Origin of the sequence: Pseudoalteromonas luteoviolacea (genome assembly GCF_001750165.1) — a bacterium.
Taxonomy (GTDB): domain Bacteria; phylum Pseudomonadota; class Gammaproteobacteria; order Enterobacterales; family Alteromonadaceae; genus Pseudoalteromonas; species Pseudoalteromonas luteoviolacea_G.
Genome location: NZ_CP015411.1, coordinates 999,876 through 1,017,500 on the forward strand (window position 1 = coordinate 999,876; position 17,625 = coordinate 1,017,500).

The 17,625-nt window shown below is 39.7% G+C and carries 17 protein-coding genes, 1 tRNA gene and 1 rRNA gene (1 of these 19 cut by a window edge); 13 read left to right on the forward strand and 6 right to left on the reverse strand.

Features of this window, described 5'->3' with window-relative positions; all coding sequences use genetic code 11:
- The first annotated feature begins 13 nt into the window (after nt 1-13).
- The 8 genes from S4054249_RS04225 to S4054249_RS04260 all read left to right on the forward strand — a co-directional run bounded on the left by S4054249_RS04225 (nt 14) and on the right by S4054249_RS04260 (nt 7,622).
- Nucleotides 14-1,450 carry an NAD-dependent succinate-semialdehyde dehydrogenase gene (locus S4054249_RS04225; protein ID WP_046357977.1) on the forward strand — a complete coding sequence of 479 codons (1,437 nt, stop codon included), beginning with the start codon at nt 14-16 and terminating at the stop codon, nt 1,448-1,450.
- Between the two features lie 136 nt (nt 1,451-1,586).
- On the forward strand, nt 1,587-2,474 hold the full coding sequence (locus S4054249_RS04230; RefSeq protein WP_046357976.1) for an NTP transferase domain-containing protein: 888 nt from the start codon (nt 1,587-1,589) through the stop codon (nt 2,472-2,474).
- 43 nt (nt 2,475-2,517) lie between these two features.
- Nucleotides 2,518-3,585 carry a phosphotransferase enzyme family protein gene (locus S4054249_RS04235; protein ID WP_046357998.1) on the forward strand — a complete coding sequence of 356 codons (1,068 nt, stop codon included), beginning with the start codon at nt 2,518-2,520 and terminating at the stop codon, nt 3,583-3,585.
- Between the two features lie 337 nt (nt 3,586-3,922).
- On the forward strand, nt 3,923-5,296 hold the full coding sequence (locus S4054249_RS04240; RefSeq protein ID WP_046357975.1) for a Gfo/Idh/MocA family protein: 1,374 nt from the start codon (nt 3,923-3,925) through the stop codon (nt 5,294-5,296).
- A gap of 69 nt (nt 5,297-5,365) precedes the next feature.
- A complete protein-coding gene (locus S4054249_RS04245) occupies nt 5,366-5,866 on the forward strand; it encodes a nuclear transport factor 2 family protein (protein WP_046357974.1) in 501 nt (166 codons plus the stop codon).
- 73 nt (nt 5,867-5,939) lie between these two features.
- Nucleotides 5,940-6,194, forward strand: a complete 255-nt coding sequence (locus S4054249_RS04250) for a YkoF family thiamine/hydroxymethylpyrimidine-binding protein (RefSeq protein WP_046357973.1) — start codon at nt 5,940-5,942, stop codon at nt 6,192-6,194.
- A complete protein-coding gene (pnuC, locus tag S4054249_RS04255) occupies nt 6,194-6,814 on the forward strand; it encodes a nicotinamide riboside transporter PnuC (RefSeq protein WP_046357972.1) in 621 nt (206 codons plus the stop codon). Before S4054249_RS04250 ends, pnuC begins: the two co-directional genes overlap by 1 nt.
- Complete coding sequence (locus S4054249_RS04260; protein ID WP_080928455.1) at nt 6,768-7,622, forward strand: phosphotransferase; 855 nt, start codon at nt 6,768-6,770, stop codon at nt 7,620-7,622. The genes pnuC and S4054249_RS04260 overlap by 47 nt, the downstream gene beginning before the upstream one ends.
- Before the next feature lie 21 nt (nt 7,623-7,643).
- On the opposite strand, the gene S4054249_RS04265 is transcribed toward S4054249_RS04260, so the two are convergent.
- On the reverse strand, nt 7,644-7,826 hold the full coding sequence (locus S4054249_RS04265; RefSeq protein WP_039611793.1) for a helix-turn-helix domain-containing protein: 183 nt from the start codon (nt 7,824-7,826) through the stop codon (nt 7,644-7,646).
- Between the two features lie 210 nt (nt 7,827-8,036).
- Between S4054249_RS04265 and S4054249_RS04270 the strand changes: the two genes are divergently transcribed.
- Nucleotides 8,037-8,111 (forward strand) — tRNA-Arg (locus tag S4054249_RS04270).
- A 29-nt stretch (nt 8,112-8,140) separates the two neighbouring features.
- On the opposite strand, the gene S4054249_RS04275 is transcribed toward S4054249_RS04270, so the two are convergent.
- From S4054249_RS04275 to recQ, 3 genes are all read right to left on the reverse strand, one after another.
- Nucleotides 8,141-9,835, reverse strand: coding sequence for a ShlB/FhaC/HecB family hemolysin secretion/activation protein (locus S4054249_RS04275; protein ID WP_052961133.1), 1,695 nt, complete (start codon nt 9,833-9,835; stop codon nt 8,141-8,143).
- A gap of 70 nt (nt 9,836-9,905) precedes the next feature.
- Nucleotides 9,906-10,205, reverse strand: a complete 300-nt coding sequence (locus S4054249_RS04280; RefSeq protein WP_046357970.1) for a DUF3630 family protein — start codon at nt 10,203-10,205, stop codon at nt 9,906-9,908.
- 12 nt (nt 10,206-10,217) lie between these two features.
- Complete coding sequence (gene recQ / locus S4054249_RS04285) at nt 10,218-12,041, reverse strand: DNA helicase RecQ (RefSeq protein WP_419555213.1); 1,824 nt, start codon at nt 12,039-12,041, stop codon at nt 10,218-10,220.
- A 258-nt stretch (nt 12,042-12,299) separates the two neighbouring features.
- Here recQ and rarD point away from each other — a divergent pair, with 258 nt between their 5' ends.
- The gene (gene rarD / locus S4054249_RS04290) at nt 12,300-13,202 is read left to right on the forward strand and encodes an EamA family transporter RarD (RefSeq protein WP_046357969.1); all 903 of its coding nucleotides are present in this window, start codon (nt 12,300-12,302) and stop codon (nt 13,200-13,202) included.
- Between the two features lie 38 nt (nt 13,203-13,240).
- Here the strand turns inward: rarD and S4054249_RS04295 are convergent, their stop codons facing one another.
- Complete coding sequence (locus S4054249_RS04295; RefSeq protein WP_046357968.1) at nt 13,241-14,476, reverse strand: response regulator; 1,236 nt, start codon at nt 14,474-14,476, stop codon at nt 13,241-13,243.
- Between the two features lie 152 nt (nt 14,477-14,628).
- A complete protein-coding gene (gene maoP, locus S4054249_RS04300; RefSeq protein WP_046357967.1) occupies nt 14,629-15,003 on the reverse strand; it encodes a DUF413 domain-containing protein in 375 nt (124 codons plus the stop codon).
- A gap of 84 nt (nt 15,004-15,087) precedes the next feature.
- On the opposite strand from maoP, the gene S4054249_RS04305 reads away from it, so the two are divergent.
- From S4054249_RS04305 to S4054249_RS04315, 3 genes are all read left to right on the forward strand, one after another.
- On the forward strand, nt 15,088-15,936 hold the full coding sequence (locus tag S4054249_RS04305; RefSeq protein WP_046357966.1) for a LysR family transcriptional regulator: 849 nt from the start codon (nt 15,088-15,090) through the stop codon (nt 15,934-15,936).
- A gap of 166 nt (nt 15,937-16,102) precedes the next feature.
- Nucleotides 16,103-17,041 carry a porin gene (locus tag S4054249_RS04310; protein ID WP_046357965.1) on the forward strand — a complete coding sequence of 313 codons (939 nt, stop codon included), beginning with the start codon at nt 16,103-16,105 and terminating at the stop codon, nt 17,039-17,041.
- 550 nt (nt 17,042-17,591) lie between these two features.
- Nucleotides 17,592-17,625 (forward strand): 16S ribosomal RNA (locus S4054249_RS04315); it runs 1,498 nt beyond the window's last position.

Below are 17,625 nucleotides of genomic sequence, written 5' to 3' on the forward strand. Positions count from 1 at the left end.
GGAGCGTAGCAAAATGTTTAAAAAAGGACAGACTTTACATTCAATCATCGATGGCGCTAGTCATAGTAGTTGTGATTTGCTGCCAGTATACAACCCCGCAGATGGTTGCTTATTGGCTAATGTGACGCAAATAAACATCGATGATGCCGACTCTGCTGTAGAAGTGGCCAGTAAGTGCTTTGAACAATTAAAAACAACGACGGCACAAGCTCGCAGCACTGTTTTGTATAGATGGTATCAGCTGATCATGGACAATCAATCTCGGCTTGCTGAATTGGTAACCTTGGAGCAAGGCAAGCCAATACAAGAATCTAATGCGGAGGTGGTTTACGCAGCAGGTTATGTACGTTGGTTTGCGCAGCAGGCTGAAAGGGCATATGGTATGGTCATCCCTCCCCATACACCTAATCATCAAATTACCTCGAATAAGCAGGGCGTCGGTATTGTGCTTGGCATTACGCCGTGGAATTTCCCTTTGGCGATGATCACACGCAAAGTCGCACCTGCCTATGCAGCAGGGTGCAGTTTTATTTTAAAGCCTTCTGAATTGACCCCAATAAGTGCGATTGAACTTGCTAAACTTGCATTGCAAGCTGGTATGGAGCGAGGAGCTTTTCAGGTCTTGGTTAGTGATAAGCCACAGGCGCTTGTTGAACATCTGAATAATAAACCTGCAATTAGGAAGTTAACGTTTACTGGGTCGACTCGAGTAGGTAAGTTACTTTATGCACAATGTGCAGATACCATGAAGCGAGCTTCACTGGAGCTTGGGGGTAATGCACCTTTTATTGTATTTGAAAGTGCCAATATTGAGTCTGCGATAGATGGATTAATGATTGCGAAGTTTCGTAATGCAGGGCAAACATGCATTGCTGCAAATCGTGTATTTGTTCATCGCGACATCAGAGCTAAATTTGTCGCACAACTCATACGTCGTGTTGAGTCGTTAAAAGTTGGGGCTGGGCTAGGTGCAGATTTTGACATAGGGCCGTTGATTAATGAAACCGCAAAATTAAAGGCTAAACAATTAGTCGTAGATGCCATTGAGCGCGGCGCTAAATATATTACGCAGGGAAGTGACGTGCAGCAAGAAGGCCCATTTATGTCGCCAATAATTTTGGGGAGCGTGACTCCTGATATGAATATCTATCACCATGAGATATTTGCCCCCGTTGTTACACTAATCGACTTTGATTCAGAATTTCAGGTTATGGCGATGGCGAATGAGTTGCATGCTGGGTTGGCTGCTTATTTTTATTCGACGTGCCAAAAACAAATAGCGCGTATGTCGAAAGGTCTTGATTTTGCGATGATTGGTATCAATGAAGGCGCCATTTCTAATCCAGCAGCCCCTTTTGGCGGTATGAAAGAGTCTGGCCTAGGCCGTGAAGGTGGAGCCGAAGGTATAGAGGAATATTTGGAAACCAAGTATTTTTGTCAGCGCATATAAATATTGAGTTTAATTTAAAGAATGCGTTGGTTTGCTAAAAAATAATTTTGGAACAATGCAATTTTTGCAATTACTTTAATTTTGTAAAAAAGCTATGTAGACTGCGCGTTAGTTTTCAACTTTAAATAAAAATTTAATGACAAGCGTAGATTTTCCAACTCTAGTTATACTGGCAGGTGGACTAGGTACTCGTTTTGGTGGTGGTAAACAGATAGCTGAACTACCTAAAATAGGTAGAACAATCATGGAGCTCAGTATAGAGGATGCCTACAAAGCCGGTATTCGCCATGTCGTTTTAGTTATTAATGAAACCGTCAGACCTGCAATAGAAAATGTGATCTTGCCTCGGCTACCAAAGCAACTGAAAGTAGACTTGGTTGAGCAATCAATTGAGATGGTGCCACCACGTTTTAAGGGAATGGCAATCGAACGCACTAAGCCGTGGGGAACAGGCCATGCATTGCTATGTGCAAGGCCTTTCATTGCTGGAAATGCGATAGTGATTACCGCTGACGATTACTATGGTGCAAGTGCCTATACTCAACTATTCTCACACTTTTGTAATATAGATCAAAATACTAGCGAAATGGCGATAGTAGCCTATCCTTTATCACAGACAATGTCAGAACTGGGTGGTGTGAATAGAGGTATATGCGCTTTGTCTGAAAACTACCTTACGCAAGTGCATGAGTATTTAAATATACGTCAAGCCGATGAGGGTTATATCGGTGTCTATGACAATCTAGAAACACCAATTAAAGAAAATAGCCTTGTTTCGATGACCTGTTGGGGAGTCACTCAATCACTTTTTGACAAATTAGAGTCGCAATTTAAGCTATTCTTAGAATCTCATGACAGCGATGTCAAAAAAGAGTATTATCTACCCGATTGTATTCAGCATATGATTAATTTGAACCAAACGGCTGTCCGAGTATATACCGCGAAAGACAGGTGGTTTGGTGTTACTTATAAAGAAGAATTAGATAGTGTCGCAGGAAAAATTTATGAACTACGTCACGGATGAGTTAGCCGCAAGTTTAGTTAAAAAGCCAGTTTATAGGGTTAGTATGGAATATCGTTCGATCGCCGAGCATTTGGCTGTGCAATATGGTTTGTGCGGTGAAGAAATATCAATGAAACCAATTGGCAGTGGTCACATTAATACGACTATGCTGTTAAACGATAGCGAACGTATGTTGGTAGTTCAAAAACTAAATACAACTGTATTTCCTGAACCAGATCAACTAGTGGAAAATGCACGCTTGATTGAGCAGCATTTAGTTGGCAAATCAGGAGTTGGCGCCTACGAACTGGGCATTATAAAGCATGTCCCTACACACTCAGGAAGATTCTTAGTTGAATATCAAGGTGAAGTGTGGAGAGCCCTTGAATTTATCGGAAAAAGCTATAGTGAAGATGTAGTAGATTGCGTAGTCAAAGCGCAGACAGCAGCAGGCGCATTTGGGTGTTTTGCTAAAGCATTGAACGATTTCGATGCAACGCAACTGTTTCCGGTCATCCCTGATTTTCATAATTTGGCAATGAGAATCGATAAGCTTAATCAGGTTATAGAGCAAGATCCCGTTGGTCGTGTGAGTGGCTGTTTAGCAGATATTCAATTTTGCCAATCCCAATATGAATTGGCACATGAAGTGCAGCAAACAGAAGCAAAATTACCACTACGTGTTTGTCATAACGATACGAAAATCAATAACATGTTATTTGATGCGTCTACTAATAAAGCTAAAGCTGTTATTGACTTGGATACGTGTATGCCAGGTTATTGGTTATATGATTTTGGGGATATGGTGCGTACTTTTTGCTCGCCAGAACCTGAAGATTCAACAAACCTCAGTAACGTTGTCGTGCGTGTTGAAATTTTTGAGGCAATTGTTAAAGGGTATATCGCTGAGGTTGCAGACAAACTGACTGACGTTGAACGTGAAAGCTTAATATTGGGAGCAAAAGTTATGCCTCTGATGATAGGCATACGCTTTTTGACCGATTACCTAGATGGTGACAATTATTTTGCGACAAAACATGATGCTCATAATTTAGAGAGAGCACGTAATCAATTCGCGTTGTATCAAGATATATTGCGCAAAGAGTCTCAGTTGAAAGCGTTAATAAACTGAATCAAACTAGGTGTTTAAAATTTAGCGCCTGTTGACCTTATGTCGCAGGCGTTTTTTATGCTTTTCATACAGCCAGTCCTCATATTTCGCCTTTGAAATGATGCCCTACTTAGTTATGCCATTAATGGACAGTGATTACTATTACACAGTGTAATAGCGGCTTATTGAACATCAATTAGTCGCATCTCTTTGATTCTTTATGTCGCATAAGATAGCGTTATCATCATAAAGGTATTAACTGACACAAATAGGTGTTTAAAGCGTTTTAGTTGTCCGTCATACCAAAAATAAATATAAAAATTCAAACAATAAAATAAGTTGTAATCTAGGAAACTTCATGACTCATATAAATAGAAGACATTTTCTAAAGGCTGCGGGTGTGGCCGCTGCTGCAGGTGTGGTTGCAGGCTGTGCACAGACAAATGGGCAAAGCACGATAGCAACAGGCTCAAAAGGTAAATCTGTCATTGGACTTATTGCGCCAAAAATGGAGATTGTTCGTGTTGCATTCATCGGTGTTGGCCAACGCGGTTATGGTCATGTTAAACGTATGAGTCATATTGATGGCGCTGAAATCGTTGCAATTTGTGACACTCATGAAGAAGTTTTGGAACGTTCTGCGACCTTTTTAACTGAAAAAGGATTAAAAAAACCAGCGCTATACAGCACTGGAGAGCTGGCATATAAAGATATGCTGACACGTGAAGATATTGACATTGTCATCATTTCAACGCCTTGGAAGTGGCATGCACAGATGGCCATAGACACTATGGAAAGTGGTAAGCATGCTTTTGTAGAAGTACCTCTTGCACTTACCGTGGAAGAAATGTGGCAAATCGTAGACACCGCTGAACGCACACAAAAAAATTGCATGATGATGGAAAATGTCAACTATGGTCGTGATGAGTTGATGGTCCTGAATATGGTTCGCCAAGGTATTTTTGGTGATCTGTTACATGGAGAAGCGGCTTATATTCATGAGCTAAGATGGCAAATGAAAGAGTTGGAGCATAAAACAGGCTCTTGGCGCACTGAATGGCATACTCGCAGAGATGGCAATTTATATCCGACTCACGGGTTAGGGCCTGTATCTCAGTACATGAATATTAACCGAGGTGACAGGTTTGATTACCTTACTTCGATGAGCTCTCCAGCGCTAGGTCGTGCAGCGTATGCTCAAAGGGAATTTCCTAAAGAGCATCAGCGTAATCAATGGGATTATATTTGTGGTGACATGAACACGACTATGATTAAAACGGTTAAAGGTCGCTCTATTATTGTTCAACACGATACGACAACACCACGTCCATATTCTCGTCATAACCTGATACAAGGAACTAATGGTGTGTTTGCAGGCTTTCCGAATCGGGTCGCGTTAGAGCAAGGTGGAAGAGGATCATTCCACGATTGGGATGAAGATATGGATTATTGGTATGGTAAGTATGATCACCCATTATGGGTTAAGATGGGTAAAGAGGCAGAGCGCAATGGTGGTCACGGCGGCATGGACTTCTTGATGTTTTGGCGCATGATTTATTGTTTGAGAAATGGCGAACCACTTGATCAGGATGTATACGATGGTGCGGCTTGGTCAGTTATCTCACCGCTTTCTGCGCAATCGGTAGCAAACCGAAGTGAATCGGTGTCTATCCCTGACTTTACAAGAGGTCATTGGAAAACGGCAACCCCGTTAGGCATTGTGGGAGCATAAAGAGTAAAAGCGCCAATTGGCGCTTTTTTATGTTTTAATAAAGTGAGTACAACTTATGGAACGAGCACAATGAGCAAGTTAGTTTTAATCTTATTCTTTAGTTCAGTACTTTTTGGTTGTTCGAGTGCACAGGTTGAGAAAGAAAGTATAAAGCTTGAACAGACGCTTGAGCGTTATATAAATACTTATCAAGCACGCACTGATTTTCAACGGTTTCTATCGTTTTATACAGACGATGTTGTGCTAGAAGACATGTTGTATGGCCACAAAGTAACAAGTAAGCAGCAGTTAGCAGCCTTTTTCAATTGGAATGCGCAAGACGTGATGGTACTTGATTCAAAGCTTACTTTTTCAATTGAACAAAAAATTGTTTCTATTGAAGGGCGCACAGCCTTGCTGCGCGGCACCTTTAATCCTTTTCTATACAATGGAAAGCAACTGGGCCCATGGCGCTTTACTACCGTGCTACATTTTAATGAGCAAGGTTTGATCCACTACCAGCAAGATTGGATTAACTACTACCCTAGAAGCTTTGTCGCAAATGCACCAAACTTAAACTTGAATAGGTGAAATATGTTTTTATATCTCAATTGCATGTACACTGCATGGTAATTTATTAACTCAAAAAAGTTTGGACCACTTTATGCAGCTTTCTGTTGAAATAAGTAAGTACCCACTTAACTCTGATTATATTCCATTTATAAAATCCTTTATTGAGCGCCTCAATAAGCATGATGGCTTAACAGTTATTACAAATACGATGTCTACCCAGGTTTTTGGGGAGTTTGATGTTGTGATGTCGGTTATCCAGGCGGAAATGAAAGTCTCTTTTGAACAGTTTGGTAAGAGTGTATTTGTCTGTAAGTTTATTTCTGGCGATTTATCCCCTGAGGCATAATGGATCTCATTACTAAAACACTTGCAGGGTTTACTGCAATGTCCAGTTGGGAGTACCTAGCTGTCATATTGTCGATTCTCTATTTACTATTGGCCATTAAAGAAAGTATTTGGTGTTGGCCTGCTGCATTTTTTAGCACTGCTATTTACACCATAATGTATTGGAATGGCGCTTTAGTAATGGAGTCGTTTTTGCATTTCTATTATTTGGTTATGGCATTTGTTGGTTGGTGGATGTGGCGTTCTGGCAATCAAAATACCGAGTCTAAAATCGTCTCATGGTCGTTTTATAAGCATCTGAAAATTATTTTTGTTACGGGTTTAACTGCTATTCTGGTGGGGTATATTACAGATAATTACACCCATGCAGATCTGCCTTATTTAGATAGCTTTACGACCTGCTTTGCTGTAGTTACCACTTACCTTGTCGCTAAAAAAGTTCTAGAGAACTGGTTATATTGGGTGGTAATTGATGCCGCATCTATGTATCTCTATTACCTGAAAGGCTACTATCCAACACTTGCTTTATATGTTTTTTATACCTTTATGGCATGCTGGGGCTATATAAAATGGTATGAAGAGCACAGTAATCGAGAGGGAAAAACACTTGCGCAGCTTTGATGATAGCGATGCATTAGATGCGCTCAATAGACTATTTCCATATAAAAGCGTAAAACATGTAAAAAGGCTTGATGCTGGGCTTAGCAATATTAATTTTTACGCTGAGCTTGGTAACGAGCCTTGTTTACTTAAGGCGTTTAATCGTTCTTTACCAGAAACTGCGTTAGCTATTCAAAATAAATTAGCGACTCAAGGTGTAACTCAATCAGTTATATGTATTGATAAAATTGAAAGGTTGGCGGTCTTAGAGTATCTGATAGCGCTTGATATTCCTCCTGTACTAGATACAGAGCTATTAGAGGTACTTGTTAAAGTTCATCATTTTTCCAGCCAATGCAATATCGTGTTAGATTTAGCAGCTGAAGTATCTAAAGCATCCAAACAATTAGACGCCATGGAAATCGGCGGCTATTTAACGCATAAGCTCAAGCAATTTCCTGCTGATATTCGGTATTGTCACAATGATTTAGTCAGAGAAAATATCCTCAAGACGTCATCAGGAGTTTATCTCATTGATTTTGAATATGCCGGACAAAACGACGTTTTTTTTGATTTGGCAGCACTATGCTGTTCTTTTGAGCTGTCATCATCACAATCTGTTCAAATGCTCGCTGATTATTTTCGGCTTCAGCATGTGCAGTTACCAAGTTATGCGGTGAGTAAATTAAGTGTCTATATTGGCATTTATTTGGTTGTGAGTATTGCTTGGTATGAAAGCCGAAAGGTGTCACAAGGATACGACGTTTTGTATAAGCAGTTCATGATATGGTGTCAACAGTACGATTTAGCTTTGCCTCGTAAAGCTTGATACGTTACGAGGCAAGGTTTGTTAAATCCCACCTAGCCTTTTTGCTAGCTCTTTGTACTTTTCAACATCTTCCTTGTCGAATATGGGCTCTCCATTTTCATCATGTTCCTTTGCAACTAATAAGTTTTCTCTTGCTAGTCGCCTAACTCGTTCCACTTTTACACTTAAAAATTCAGCTACTTGCTCAGTGGTCATAGGGGTCATAATACAAATCCTCAAGATGATGTTGGTAGCTTAGCTACTAAGATCTAATTACATTTATTATTTTTGAACTTTAATCATAGCTAAATATATGACTTTTGGCGTAGTTGGTAATGTTTTTTCGTATTTAGTTCAATAAATAGACATACAAACGCCTGTAGGCTGGCATTTCAATCGAGATGTGATTATTATGAAGCAGCTTTAAACTACTGTGCTCTCGTGGTGAAATGGATATCACGTGGCTCTCCGGAAGCTAAGTTACAGGTTCGATCCCTGTCGAGAGCGCCAGTAAAGCTCCTACTTTTAATGTCTCCACTTTAAAAGCGATTTTTAACTGTAAAATGCCATTGCACGGAGTCTACACTTGCTGGTTTATCAATTGGTGCAGCTAAATCCAAGTGCAGCACTAGCCCAGAGTTTGCTCTACTCGGTGCCATACGGATTCCAAACCCCATGTTTTTATAAAACTTGTGATTTTGAGTAAACAAAGTCTTACCATCTACACGCCCAATATCAAAATAGGCAGCACCTCCAACTTTAAATAATTGAAATAGGTCATATTCCCAGTAATATCTTTTTTCAATATTTAAGACGACTCGTCTATCACCTTGTAGATATCTAGCAGGGAAGCCACGTAGCCCTGTTTCACCACCCAGAGTTAATTGTTTATCCTCTGTTAAGTGTTTGCCATGTGTGATATTAAATTGGGTGTACCAAGATTGATAGTTCCCCGTATTAAAGTGATATTCAAGATTGAGCTGCGTAATTAAGTTTTCAGTTTCGTTTTTTTCGACATTCCAATAACCGTCAAGAATAAAATTAAACCTAAAAATACCCTGCTCACTTGCATAATGCGCTTTGCTAATCGTGGTATTAAATACCCACCTTGTATCATCTTTGCTTATGGTGTCACTGGAGTAGCCAAGTTGGGTATTAATATTCCATCCCATATTTAAGTCTTCAGTACGATATATAGAATCAAAATTTCGAACTTTAATAAAATTGGTTTCAAGCCACTGCGCCTGAATAAAGGGGTAACTTAATTTACGCTGATCTGCAACGGGTAGTGTGGATGAACTGATTTTCCTAAATGATTCTTGTTGATCACGGTAACCAACAATAATTCGTCGCGTCCAATTAGCTTCAAGTGTTTTGGCAATACCATAATAAATATGGCTGGTTTTTGAGTCTTGCTCAAACTCAGAGACCGTTTCACCATTTTCATACAAGGGTTCAATACGTTTGTTTGCATAGTTAAAAAAGCCGTAACTATGTGGTGTACGAGTTGAAAAGAATGGATAATCAACGCCAATATGATGCCGTTCTCCATCATCATTGTCAGAGTACTCTATGCGCCCTTTGTATCTTGATGAGAGGATATTGGGATCATCGTAAACAAACAAATAGCCGCTTCTATCTGCATCTTCTATATGTGTTAAAGACAAGCGCTTACCGTATCCAAACAAGTTGCTCTCTCTAAAACCGACTCGACTTGCATTCTCTCCTCCACTGCGACTAAAGCTGAGGTCGGGTAGTAGAGTCCATAGATCACGAGTAACTACGGTGACTGCAATACCGCCATCACAGTTTTCCGTTGCAAAAATTCTCGCATCATAGAGGTAAGATTGTTGTCGTAATAGTCGTTCAGATTCAATAAGTAGTAGAGGATCATATGTACTTTGCTCAGTAAACAGTAACACACTTTTTATTACCTCAGGTTTGGTTGTTATGTGTGCTCTATTTGCAAATCTAAATAGCGCGTTATTTTCTTCAGGTAAGCTAGTATCAAAGACATTGAGCTGATGCAGTGTAATGCTCGTGATCTTGGCGTTTTTTATTTCAGGTAAGGAATACTCAGAGCTTAGCTCAAGGCTGTAGTTATCTTCAGTCGGTTGTATATTCCCTAAATTGTCGCATTGAGTTAGTGTACGCTTTTGCACTTCAGCCCATGCCAACTGAGTCCCTGAGACACAGATAACTATACAAAAGAAGCAAAACCGAGATATCACCATATGCATGCCCAACGCCACTGTTCTTATCAGTATGGCTTATGTTAGGCATACATGCTCTTGCAAGTCTATCTTATTGTTGTAAATTCGAACAAAATAGTGCGTGTAGACTAGAGAGTAATTGCAATGATTCTTGGCCTTCGGGGCAGATCCAAATGCTCTCACTGTAGTGTTCAAAATTGAGTGAAAATGGTTGCTGTAAATAAGTAAAGCGCCATTGATGCCTATCTGCACCTTCATTGAATTCTAGAGTTTCCAACTTATCTACAGACAGAAACACGCTCCCCCATAATTGAAAGTCATCGCCATCAGGAAACTCACTAGGTATGATTTGAAGCGCATCTTGTTCATCTAGGCTAATAATTTTTGTCATGTATTTTCCTATTTACTCCGCAGCTAAATAATTGCGGATCAATTGCATGAATGGCGCACCGTATTTAGTGAGTTTGGTAAAGCCAACGCCAGAGACCTTAAGAAAATCACTATCATCAGTTGGCATTTTTTGAGCCATCTCAGCCAGTGTTTTATCATTGAAAACAACATAAGGAGGCACATCATCCTGATCGGCCAGCTCTTTTCGCAAACTACGTAACTTAGCAAATAGCTTTCTATCGTAATTAAACTGTGCCAATTTATCTTGGTATATATGACTTGCTTGCAGCCTTGGCTCCGCTAAATTTAATACATACTCACTTTTTAAAACTGCTCTCGCAGCTTCTGTAAGCTTTAAAGTCGCACCCTGAGTAATATCTTGAGATAACAGTCCATGATGGATGAGCTGTCTTAACACACTTAACCAATATTCATTGCTTTGGTCTTTGCCAATTCCATAAGTACTTAAGTTATGGTGTTGGTTATCTCGAATGCGTGCAGTATTGGCGCCTCGCAGTAGATCGACGATGTAGCCAAGGCCAAAACGCTGCTCAGCACGATACACACAAGAGAGCGCTTTTTGTGCGACCACAGTTGCATCAAAATGTTTTGGTGGGTTTAAACAAATGTCGCAGTTACCACAGGGCTCCCTTTGATATTCACTAAAGTAATTGAGCAAAATTTGTCGTCGACAAGTTTGAGCTTCAGCAAAATTAGCCATTGCATTAAATCTTTGCTGTTCTACTTTTCGACGTTGTTCATCAGGAATATCTTCAAAAAAGCGTCTGACCCGCCCAATATCTGCAGGATCAAAATACATGATAGCTTCAGCTTCCAGACCGTCACGACCTGCCCGACCTGTTTCTTGATAGTAAGATTCGATGCTTTTGGGAATATCATAGTGCAGAACAAATCGGACGTTTGATTTATTTATCCCCATTCCAAATGCAACGGTTGCTACCACAATTTGCACATCATCACGGGCAAATGCATTTTGAACAAACTGTCGTTGTTCATTGTCCATCCCAGCATGATATGCTGCGGCATTAAAACCACCTTCTGATAGCTTTTCTGCTATTTCATCAACTCGTCTGCGGCTAGAACAATAAATTATGCCACTTTGACCTTGTTGTGTTTTTAAATACCTCATTAGCTGTGAAAGAGGTTTAAATTTCTCTTCGATTGTATAGCGGATATTTGGTCTATCAAAGCTGCCGGTATGGATAAATGGGTTGTTTAATTGCAGCTGCTGAACTATGTCATTTCTCGTTGCCATATCAGCTGTTGCAGTCAATGCCATGGTGGGAACGGTTGGGAACGCTTGCTTTAATTCATTAAGCCGACAGTAATGAGGCCTAAAGTCATGACCCCAATGAGATACGCAATGTGCTTCATCAATAGCGAATAATGCTAAAGGTAAACTCGATAAACGTTCCAAAAAATCTCTTTGTAGCACTTTCTCGGGCGCTACATAGAGCATTTTAATTTCGCCACTGTGAAGTCGTTGATAGATTTGCTGCTGTTTCTGCCATTCAACACTATTATTGACAAATTCAGCTGCAATCCCTTGCGCTTGTAATTGTGAAACCTGGTCTTGCATTAATGAGATAAGAGGGGAGATCACAATGGTTATGCCTTGGAGCATAAGTGCGGGTACCTGATAGCATAGCGATTTACCTCCTCCTGTTGGGAGTAATACTAGGCTATCACGCCCACTTAGGCATGCTTCTATGGCGTCTTGTTGCCCCGCGCGAAATGTTGTGTAACCAAAATACTCTTTCAGTACAGACTGGGGGGTCAATGATTGTTGTGTCGCAAGTGTTTCCATTGCGCGCATTTTAGAGTGTTTTAGTGTAATTGTCTTCTTTTAATGATTATTCTTAAGTCGAGTTGTTGGACATTTAATCAAGTGGTTTAACACCTCAGTCGGTGGGAAAAGCCATGAGTAGAATTTTATAATGGCAGCTGTTCGATACACTCTTGTAAAGAACACAATGCTGAGAAGGGATTAGAATTGCAGTAGCAACATGGTGATGCCATTTTATATCTGTATAATGCTCGCCTTCATCGCGTATGGGTAATAAAAAGGTGTGAAATGAAGGTCGATTCAAAGACAACGCAGGGCTATATATATGCCACGCTCGCTTTTATTATGTGGGGATTGGCACCTATCTACTTTAAATCTATCGAACAGGTAGAGGCGCTCGAAATTTTAATACATCGGGTTGTATGGTCTGTTGTGTTTGTGATGGTTGTGATCGGTTTACGCAATAATTGGGATAAGGTTTACAGAATCTTAGTGAACCCAAAGCTGATGATTATGCTGGTTATTACTGCATTACTCTTAGGGTTTAACTGGGGCCTGTTCATATGGGCTGTGAACAATGGATATATGCTCGATGCCAGTCTTGGTTACTATATAAACCCTTTATTAAATGTTTTGTTGGGTATGTTGTTTTTATCTGAAAGGTTGAGAACTGGTCAGAAAGTAGCGGTATTACTCGCGTTAACAGGGGTTGTTATTCAATTGTTGAGCTTTGGCTCGTTTCCATACATCGCATTTTCGCTAGCCGGTTCTTTTGCTATTTATGGCTTGCTGAGAAAGAAAATGGCGGTTGAATCTTTGCCTGGTTTAATCATAGAGTCAGCTGTTTTACTGCCTATTGCTGCGATTTATTGGTTTTTAATGTTACCGAGTTCAACAAGTAATATGTTCGCAAACAGTATTGAGCTTAACGTGTTGTTGATTGCGGCAGGTGTGGTTACCACGTTACCATTACTGAGTTTTACGGCGGCAGCAAAAAGGCTCCCTTATTCTACTTTGGGCTTTTTCCAATATATAGGACCAAGCTTAATGTTAATTCTAGCCGTAACTTTTTATGGCGAAGCATTTGACGCAGAAAGAGCTGTAACGTTCGCATTTATCTGGGGGGCACTCATCTTATTTAGTTTTGACTCTTGGAAAGCGAGTAAGTCGAAATCACTTATGTATAAATAGCGGATGAGTGGCGTTGCCTTCTATTGCAAATATATACTTTAGAAGGCAACTTGGTTTCGGCCTGACTCTTTAGCTTTATATAGCTTTTCATCTGCGATTTTAATGAGTGGATCAATACTCTCAATGACTTTATCCGCAACGCCTATCGAAACAGTAAATGGAATATGATAAGGAGTCAAAGAGCTACTGTTTTTTTCCAGAAACAACCTGAACTGCTCTAATTTTTGCGTATTCTCTTTGCTATCTAGTGAACGGAACAACACGGCAAACTCTTCGCCGCCTAATCTAGCATACAGGTCGTGTTCAAAAAACTTCTCAAAACACTCCCCGATTGATTGAAGGACTTTATCGCCCGCATCGTGACCATGTTGATCGTTTATTTTTTTGAAAAAGTCGATATCAATCATAGCTAACATACAGCCATGATTTTGACGGCTGTGCATTGTGAGTTGTTTGCTTGCGTGTTCGAAAAAATAACGTCTATTGGGTAACTGAGTTAAGTAGTCAGTGTTCGCTTGGCGCCGAATCGTAGCTATATTTTCCAACATATCGACGTTTTGGCTCAAGCGACAGTAAAACTCTTCTGGGTTAAATGGTTTACGCAAGTAATCGTTTGCGCCACTTTTAAGGAATCTCGCAGATAAATAGGCGTTGTCAGTGCCTGATATACCAATAATGGCTTTATCATCATTGCTATATAAACGCCTGATTTCAGCACATAGTTCCTCACCCCTCATATTTGGCATTTCGTTATCAGTGATGATGACGTCAATATCAGGGTGATCATTTAATGTCGCGAGTGCTTTGACACCATCTTCAGCAACATACACTTGGTATTTATGTCTTTGCAACAAGGAACTTATGTGTCTGCGTGTTGCCGCAGAATCGTCAACAACTAATACTTTAACTTGTTCATTTCGAGGTAACCTTTGTAGCTGACGTTTTAAGTATTGATAGGCTTGTTTATTTTCTTTAGTGATATAGTCAATGACAGGGTATTTATCAACAGTGTCTCGAGTACTGGATTCAAGGTTACCAGTCATGACGATAGTAGGAATGTTTGCCTTCACCGTATAGGGAATTGCTTCTCCGTTGGTCGCATCGGGTAATACAAAATCAACTACCGCACAAAAGTAGTTGTGATCGTTTATCAACCTTTTTGCACTTTCCAATGTCGTTGCAACGTCGACGTCATACCCTACAGAGCTTGCAATGTGCTTTTGGACTTTTGCGATAGTTGGTGTGTCTTCAATTATGAGCACTTTTCTCAACACATGCACAACCTTAACAGCTTTTCTTTACTTCAGTTTTAACTGAAAGCGACAAAAAAGCAATGAAGAATATTAGATTCATTAGACTAAAGCTTCGTCAACCAACAATGCGCACATTAATTCTGACAAAGCCGTGTTGTAGGTATAAATGTATATCAATCTAAACTGGGTTCAACTTCCGGCTGCTCAGTGTTGCTTTGAGTACGGTGGGTATAATTCTGAACACTCAATGTATGCACTTTATGCTTTTTGGTCGTAAGTTCTAGATATTTAGACCAAACTTTTTCTATTCGGTTAGTCGGCGGCGTTTGTTGGGAAAAGGTATTTAAAAACTGTTGTTGAAGAGGATTGATTGGTTTTAATTCCTGTTTTTGCAAACTGCGAAGCAGGTGTCCATGTTGTTGTAATAGCTCAGACTCGAGTAATGTAAAGTGTCCGCTTCTCGAAAACCCTCTGGGGAAGTGTCTATCATCGTAAAAGGGTTTCGATGCAGCAAAAGCTTCTTTTAATTCAGCTATAGTCTTATCCATGATGTTTTCCTCACATTGTTTGCATGAGTATGAATCAATGGTAGTGATTTTTTAAACGAAAGTTTTTTATTGAAAGGTAGGTGGATGGACAAGGAACTATTAAAAACTTTTGTCGAAGTTTCAAAAACTCGTCATTTTGGCCGTGCTGCTGAAAATTTGTATATAACGCAATCAGCCGTGAGCTTCAGAATTAGGCAGCTAGAACAAAACTTAGGTGTCAGTTTATTTACGCGCCAGCGTAACAATATTCAGCTGACGGCTCCTGGGGAGCGCTTGTTACCTCATGCAAAAATGTTATTAACAGCGATACAAAGAGCAAGGCTTGATGTCGCTCTTGCGAGTAACAGACAGCAGCAACTGTCGTTGGCGGGCACGCCAAACATATGGGACGCCTATTTGCATTTTGGTATTAATCAAATCGTGTCATCTATGCCTGCTGTCTCTTTAGTGGCTGAAGTAAAGGCACATCAAGAGAGTGTAAGGTTGCTGCTAGAGCGTACTTTAGATATTGCTGTGTTATTTGATCCTCCTAAAGTTGATGAATTAATCGTTAGACAAGTTAAAAATTTGTCTATAATTCCTGTCAGTACTTTTAATTATACAAATAGAGATGACTTTTTTGGCAAACAGTATGTGTATGTCGATTGGGGAACTGCATTTTCACTTTGGCACGCAAAGCAGTGTAATAGTGAGATACCACCTTATTTTCGTACTAGTACCGGGCGTATTGCGTTGGAGCTTATTTTGCAATGTGGCGGCTCAGCATATTTACCAGAAATGCTTGCTGCGGAGTTAATACATAAACAACAGCTGTTTTTTGTAGAGTCTGTAGAGTGTAATTTTCGGGAAGTGTATGTTGCCTACCATAAAGGGAATGAGCAATTAGAGCATATAGAGACGGTCGTAAATCTATTAGCCTCAATTGCAGGGTGATATCAGGATGACTGATTTACTTATGATTACCTATTTATGACACAAAGCTGAATTTTCAGTTTCAATAAAATGTCATTTTTATTTTGTGTGTAATATTTCTGTCACCTAGTGCTGGCAGACTGCGCCTGTCTAATAAATTACGTGTTGCGATATTGAGGAAATACACATGAAACTAACCAAATCAGCATTACTACTCTCTATTCTTAGTGGACTATCTTTGAATGCTCATGCCGATGTTGATGTATACGGTAAAGCGAACCTGTCTGTGCAATCTTCTGATGAAGGAGACGGCTCATTTACTGAAGTGAAGAGTAATGCTTCACGTTTTGGTTTTAAAGGTTCTGAAAAGCTAGATTCAGGACTGGAAGTAATTTACAAATTAGAATTTCAAGTTGATGTGTCAGATGCTGATTCAAAAGGCGATGATGACAACATTACTGCTCGTAACCAATATGTTGGTTTAAAAGGCAAGTACGGTGAAGTTGTAATAGGTCGTAATGATACAGCGTTTAAACTTTCTCAAGGTAAGCTTGATCTATTTAACGATTTAGAAGCAGATATTAAAAATATTTGGAAAGGTGAAAACCGCTTAGGTGATTCATTATCATTTAAATCAGCAAGCTATAATGGCTTTAAAGTACTGGGTACATTTATTGCTGAAGATGCGACAGATGGTGAGAATGGTTACTCTGGTGCAGTTACTTACGGTGATGCAAAGCTTAAAAAGTCTAAGTTTTATGTAGCGCTTGCTGGTGATAGTGAAGTAAAAGGTTATGATGCTTTGCGTTTATCTGGCCAATATAAAGCAACGGATGCTCTAAAGTTGGGCGCGATGTATCAAAAGCAAGAAAAAGTAGATGGTACAGGCACCGCAGATGGCTTCCTATTAAATGCTGCATATAGCTTTGGTGCAAATACAGTTAAGATCCAATACCAAATGATTGACTTTGACGCCGCAGCTTCAAAAGATGTTGATGGTATTAGTATTGGTATCGACCACAAGCTTGCAAAAGCGGCAAAACTTTATGCGTTTTATTCATCAGTTGATGAAGACGCCGGAACAGAAGAAGACTACTTAGGCTTGGGTATTGAGTACAAGTTTTAAGCCAGTATAAAACTGATATTTTAGTAAGCCGTACACTTTATTGGGTACGGCTTTTTAGTTTTAGGTTGTTTAAGTAGATAAAAACAGCTTTTTGTTTTTTATTTGTCCAGTTGAATGCCCGCACCGTTTTTTTATTAAAAAAACGCTTGCACCAATCTCAAATCTCCCTATAATGCGCACCCACTGACACGGAGCAACATGCTGAAAAGCAAGAAGCAAAGTGCAGGGTAAAGCCAAACTGAAAGCTTAATTAAAAATAAATTAAATTTTCTAGTTGACTTTAAAAGTGAAGCGGTTAATGTGGCGCTCCACTTCGCAGCAACGCTGCGGTAACTAAGCAAGAGTTAGTTACACTGTTCTTTAAAAATATGAAGCAATCATCTGTGTGGGCACTCGTACAGATTGAGTTCTAACAGCTCTTGATTCAGGAGCAAAAGAATTAGAATCTCAATTTTACTGAGTGACTATAACAGTCAATTCGATTTATTTCTTTTATAAGAAATTATCAATCAGTATTCATTGAGTCAGGTACTTGGTACCAAAAAACTTTTAATTGAAGAGTTTGATCATGGCTCAGATTGAAC

Coding starts and splice junctions, on each gene's coding strand:
- maoP (WP_046357967.1), bottom strand. CDS start 15,003: ATGGATAAGACTATAGCTGAATTAAAAGAAGCTTTTGCTGCATCGAAA.
- pnuC (WP_046357972.1), top strand. CDS start 6,194: ATGGATCTCATTACTAAAACACTTGCAGGGTTTACTGCAATGTCCAGT.
- rarD (WP_046357969.1), top strand. CDS start 12,300: ATGAAGGTCGATTCAAAGACAACGCAGGGCTATATATATGCCACGCTC.
- S4054249_RS04275 (WP_052961133.1), bottom strand. CDS start 9,835: ATGGTGATATCTCGGTTTTGCTTCTTTTGTATAGTTATCTGTGTCTCA.
- S4054249_RS04310 (WP_046357965.1), top strand. CDS start 16,103: ATGAAACTAACCAAATCAGCATTACTACTCTCTATTCTTAGTGGACTA.
- S4054249_RS04305 (WP_046357966.1), top strand. CDS start 15,088: ATGGACAAGGAACTATTAAAAACTTTTGTCGAAGTTTCAAAAACTCGT.
- S4054249_RS04250 (WP_046357973.1), top strand. CDS start 5,940: ATGCAGCTTTCTGTTGAAATAAGTAAGTACCCACTTAACTCTGATTAT.
- S4054249_RS04230 (WP_046357976.1), top strand. CDS start 1,587: ATGACAAGCGTAGATTTTCCAACTCTAGTTATACTGGCAGGTGGACTA.
- recQ (WP_419555213.1), bottom strand. CDS start 12,041: ATGCGCGCAATGGAAACACTTGCGACACAACAATCATTGACCCCCCAG.
- S4054249_RS04245 (WP_046357974.1), top strand. CDS start 5,366: ATGAGCAAGTTAGTTTTAATCTTATTCTTTAGTTCAGTACTTTTTGGT.
- S4054249_RS04225 (WP_046357977.1), top strand. CDS start 14: ATGTTTAAAAAAGGACAGACTTTACATTCAATCATCGATGGCGCTAGT.
- S4054249_RS04280 (WP_046357970.1), bottom strand. CDS start 10,205: ATGACAAAAATTATTAGCCTAGATGAACAAGATGCGCTTCAAATCATA.
- S4054249_RS04235 (WP_046357998.1), top strand. CDS start 2,518: ATGGAATATCGTTCGATCGCCGAGCATTTGGCTGTGCAATATGGTTTG.
- S4054249_RS04240 (WP_046357975.1), top strand. CDS start 3,923: ATGACTCATATAAATAGAAGACATTTTCTAAAGGCTGCGGGTGTGGCC.
- S4054249_RS04265 (WP_039611793.1), bottom strand. CDS start 7,826: ATGACCCCTATGACCACTGAGCAAGTAGCTGAATTTTTAAGTGTAAAA.
- S4054249_RS04260 (WP_080928455.1), top strand. CDS start 6,768: ATGAAGAGCACAGTAATCGAGAGGGAAAAACACTTGCGCAGCTTTGAT.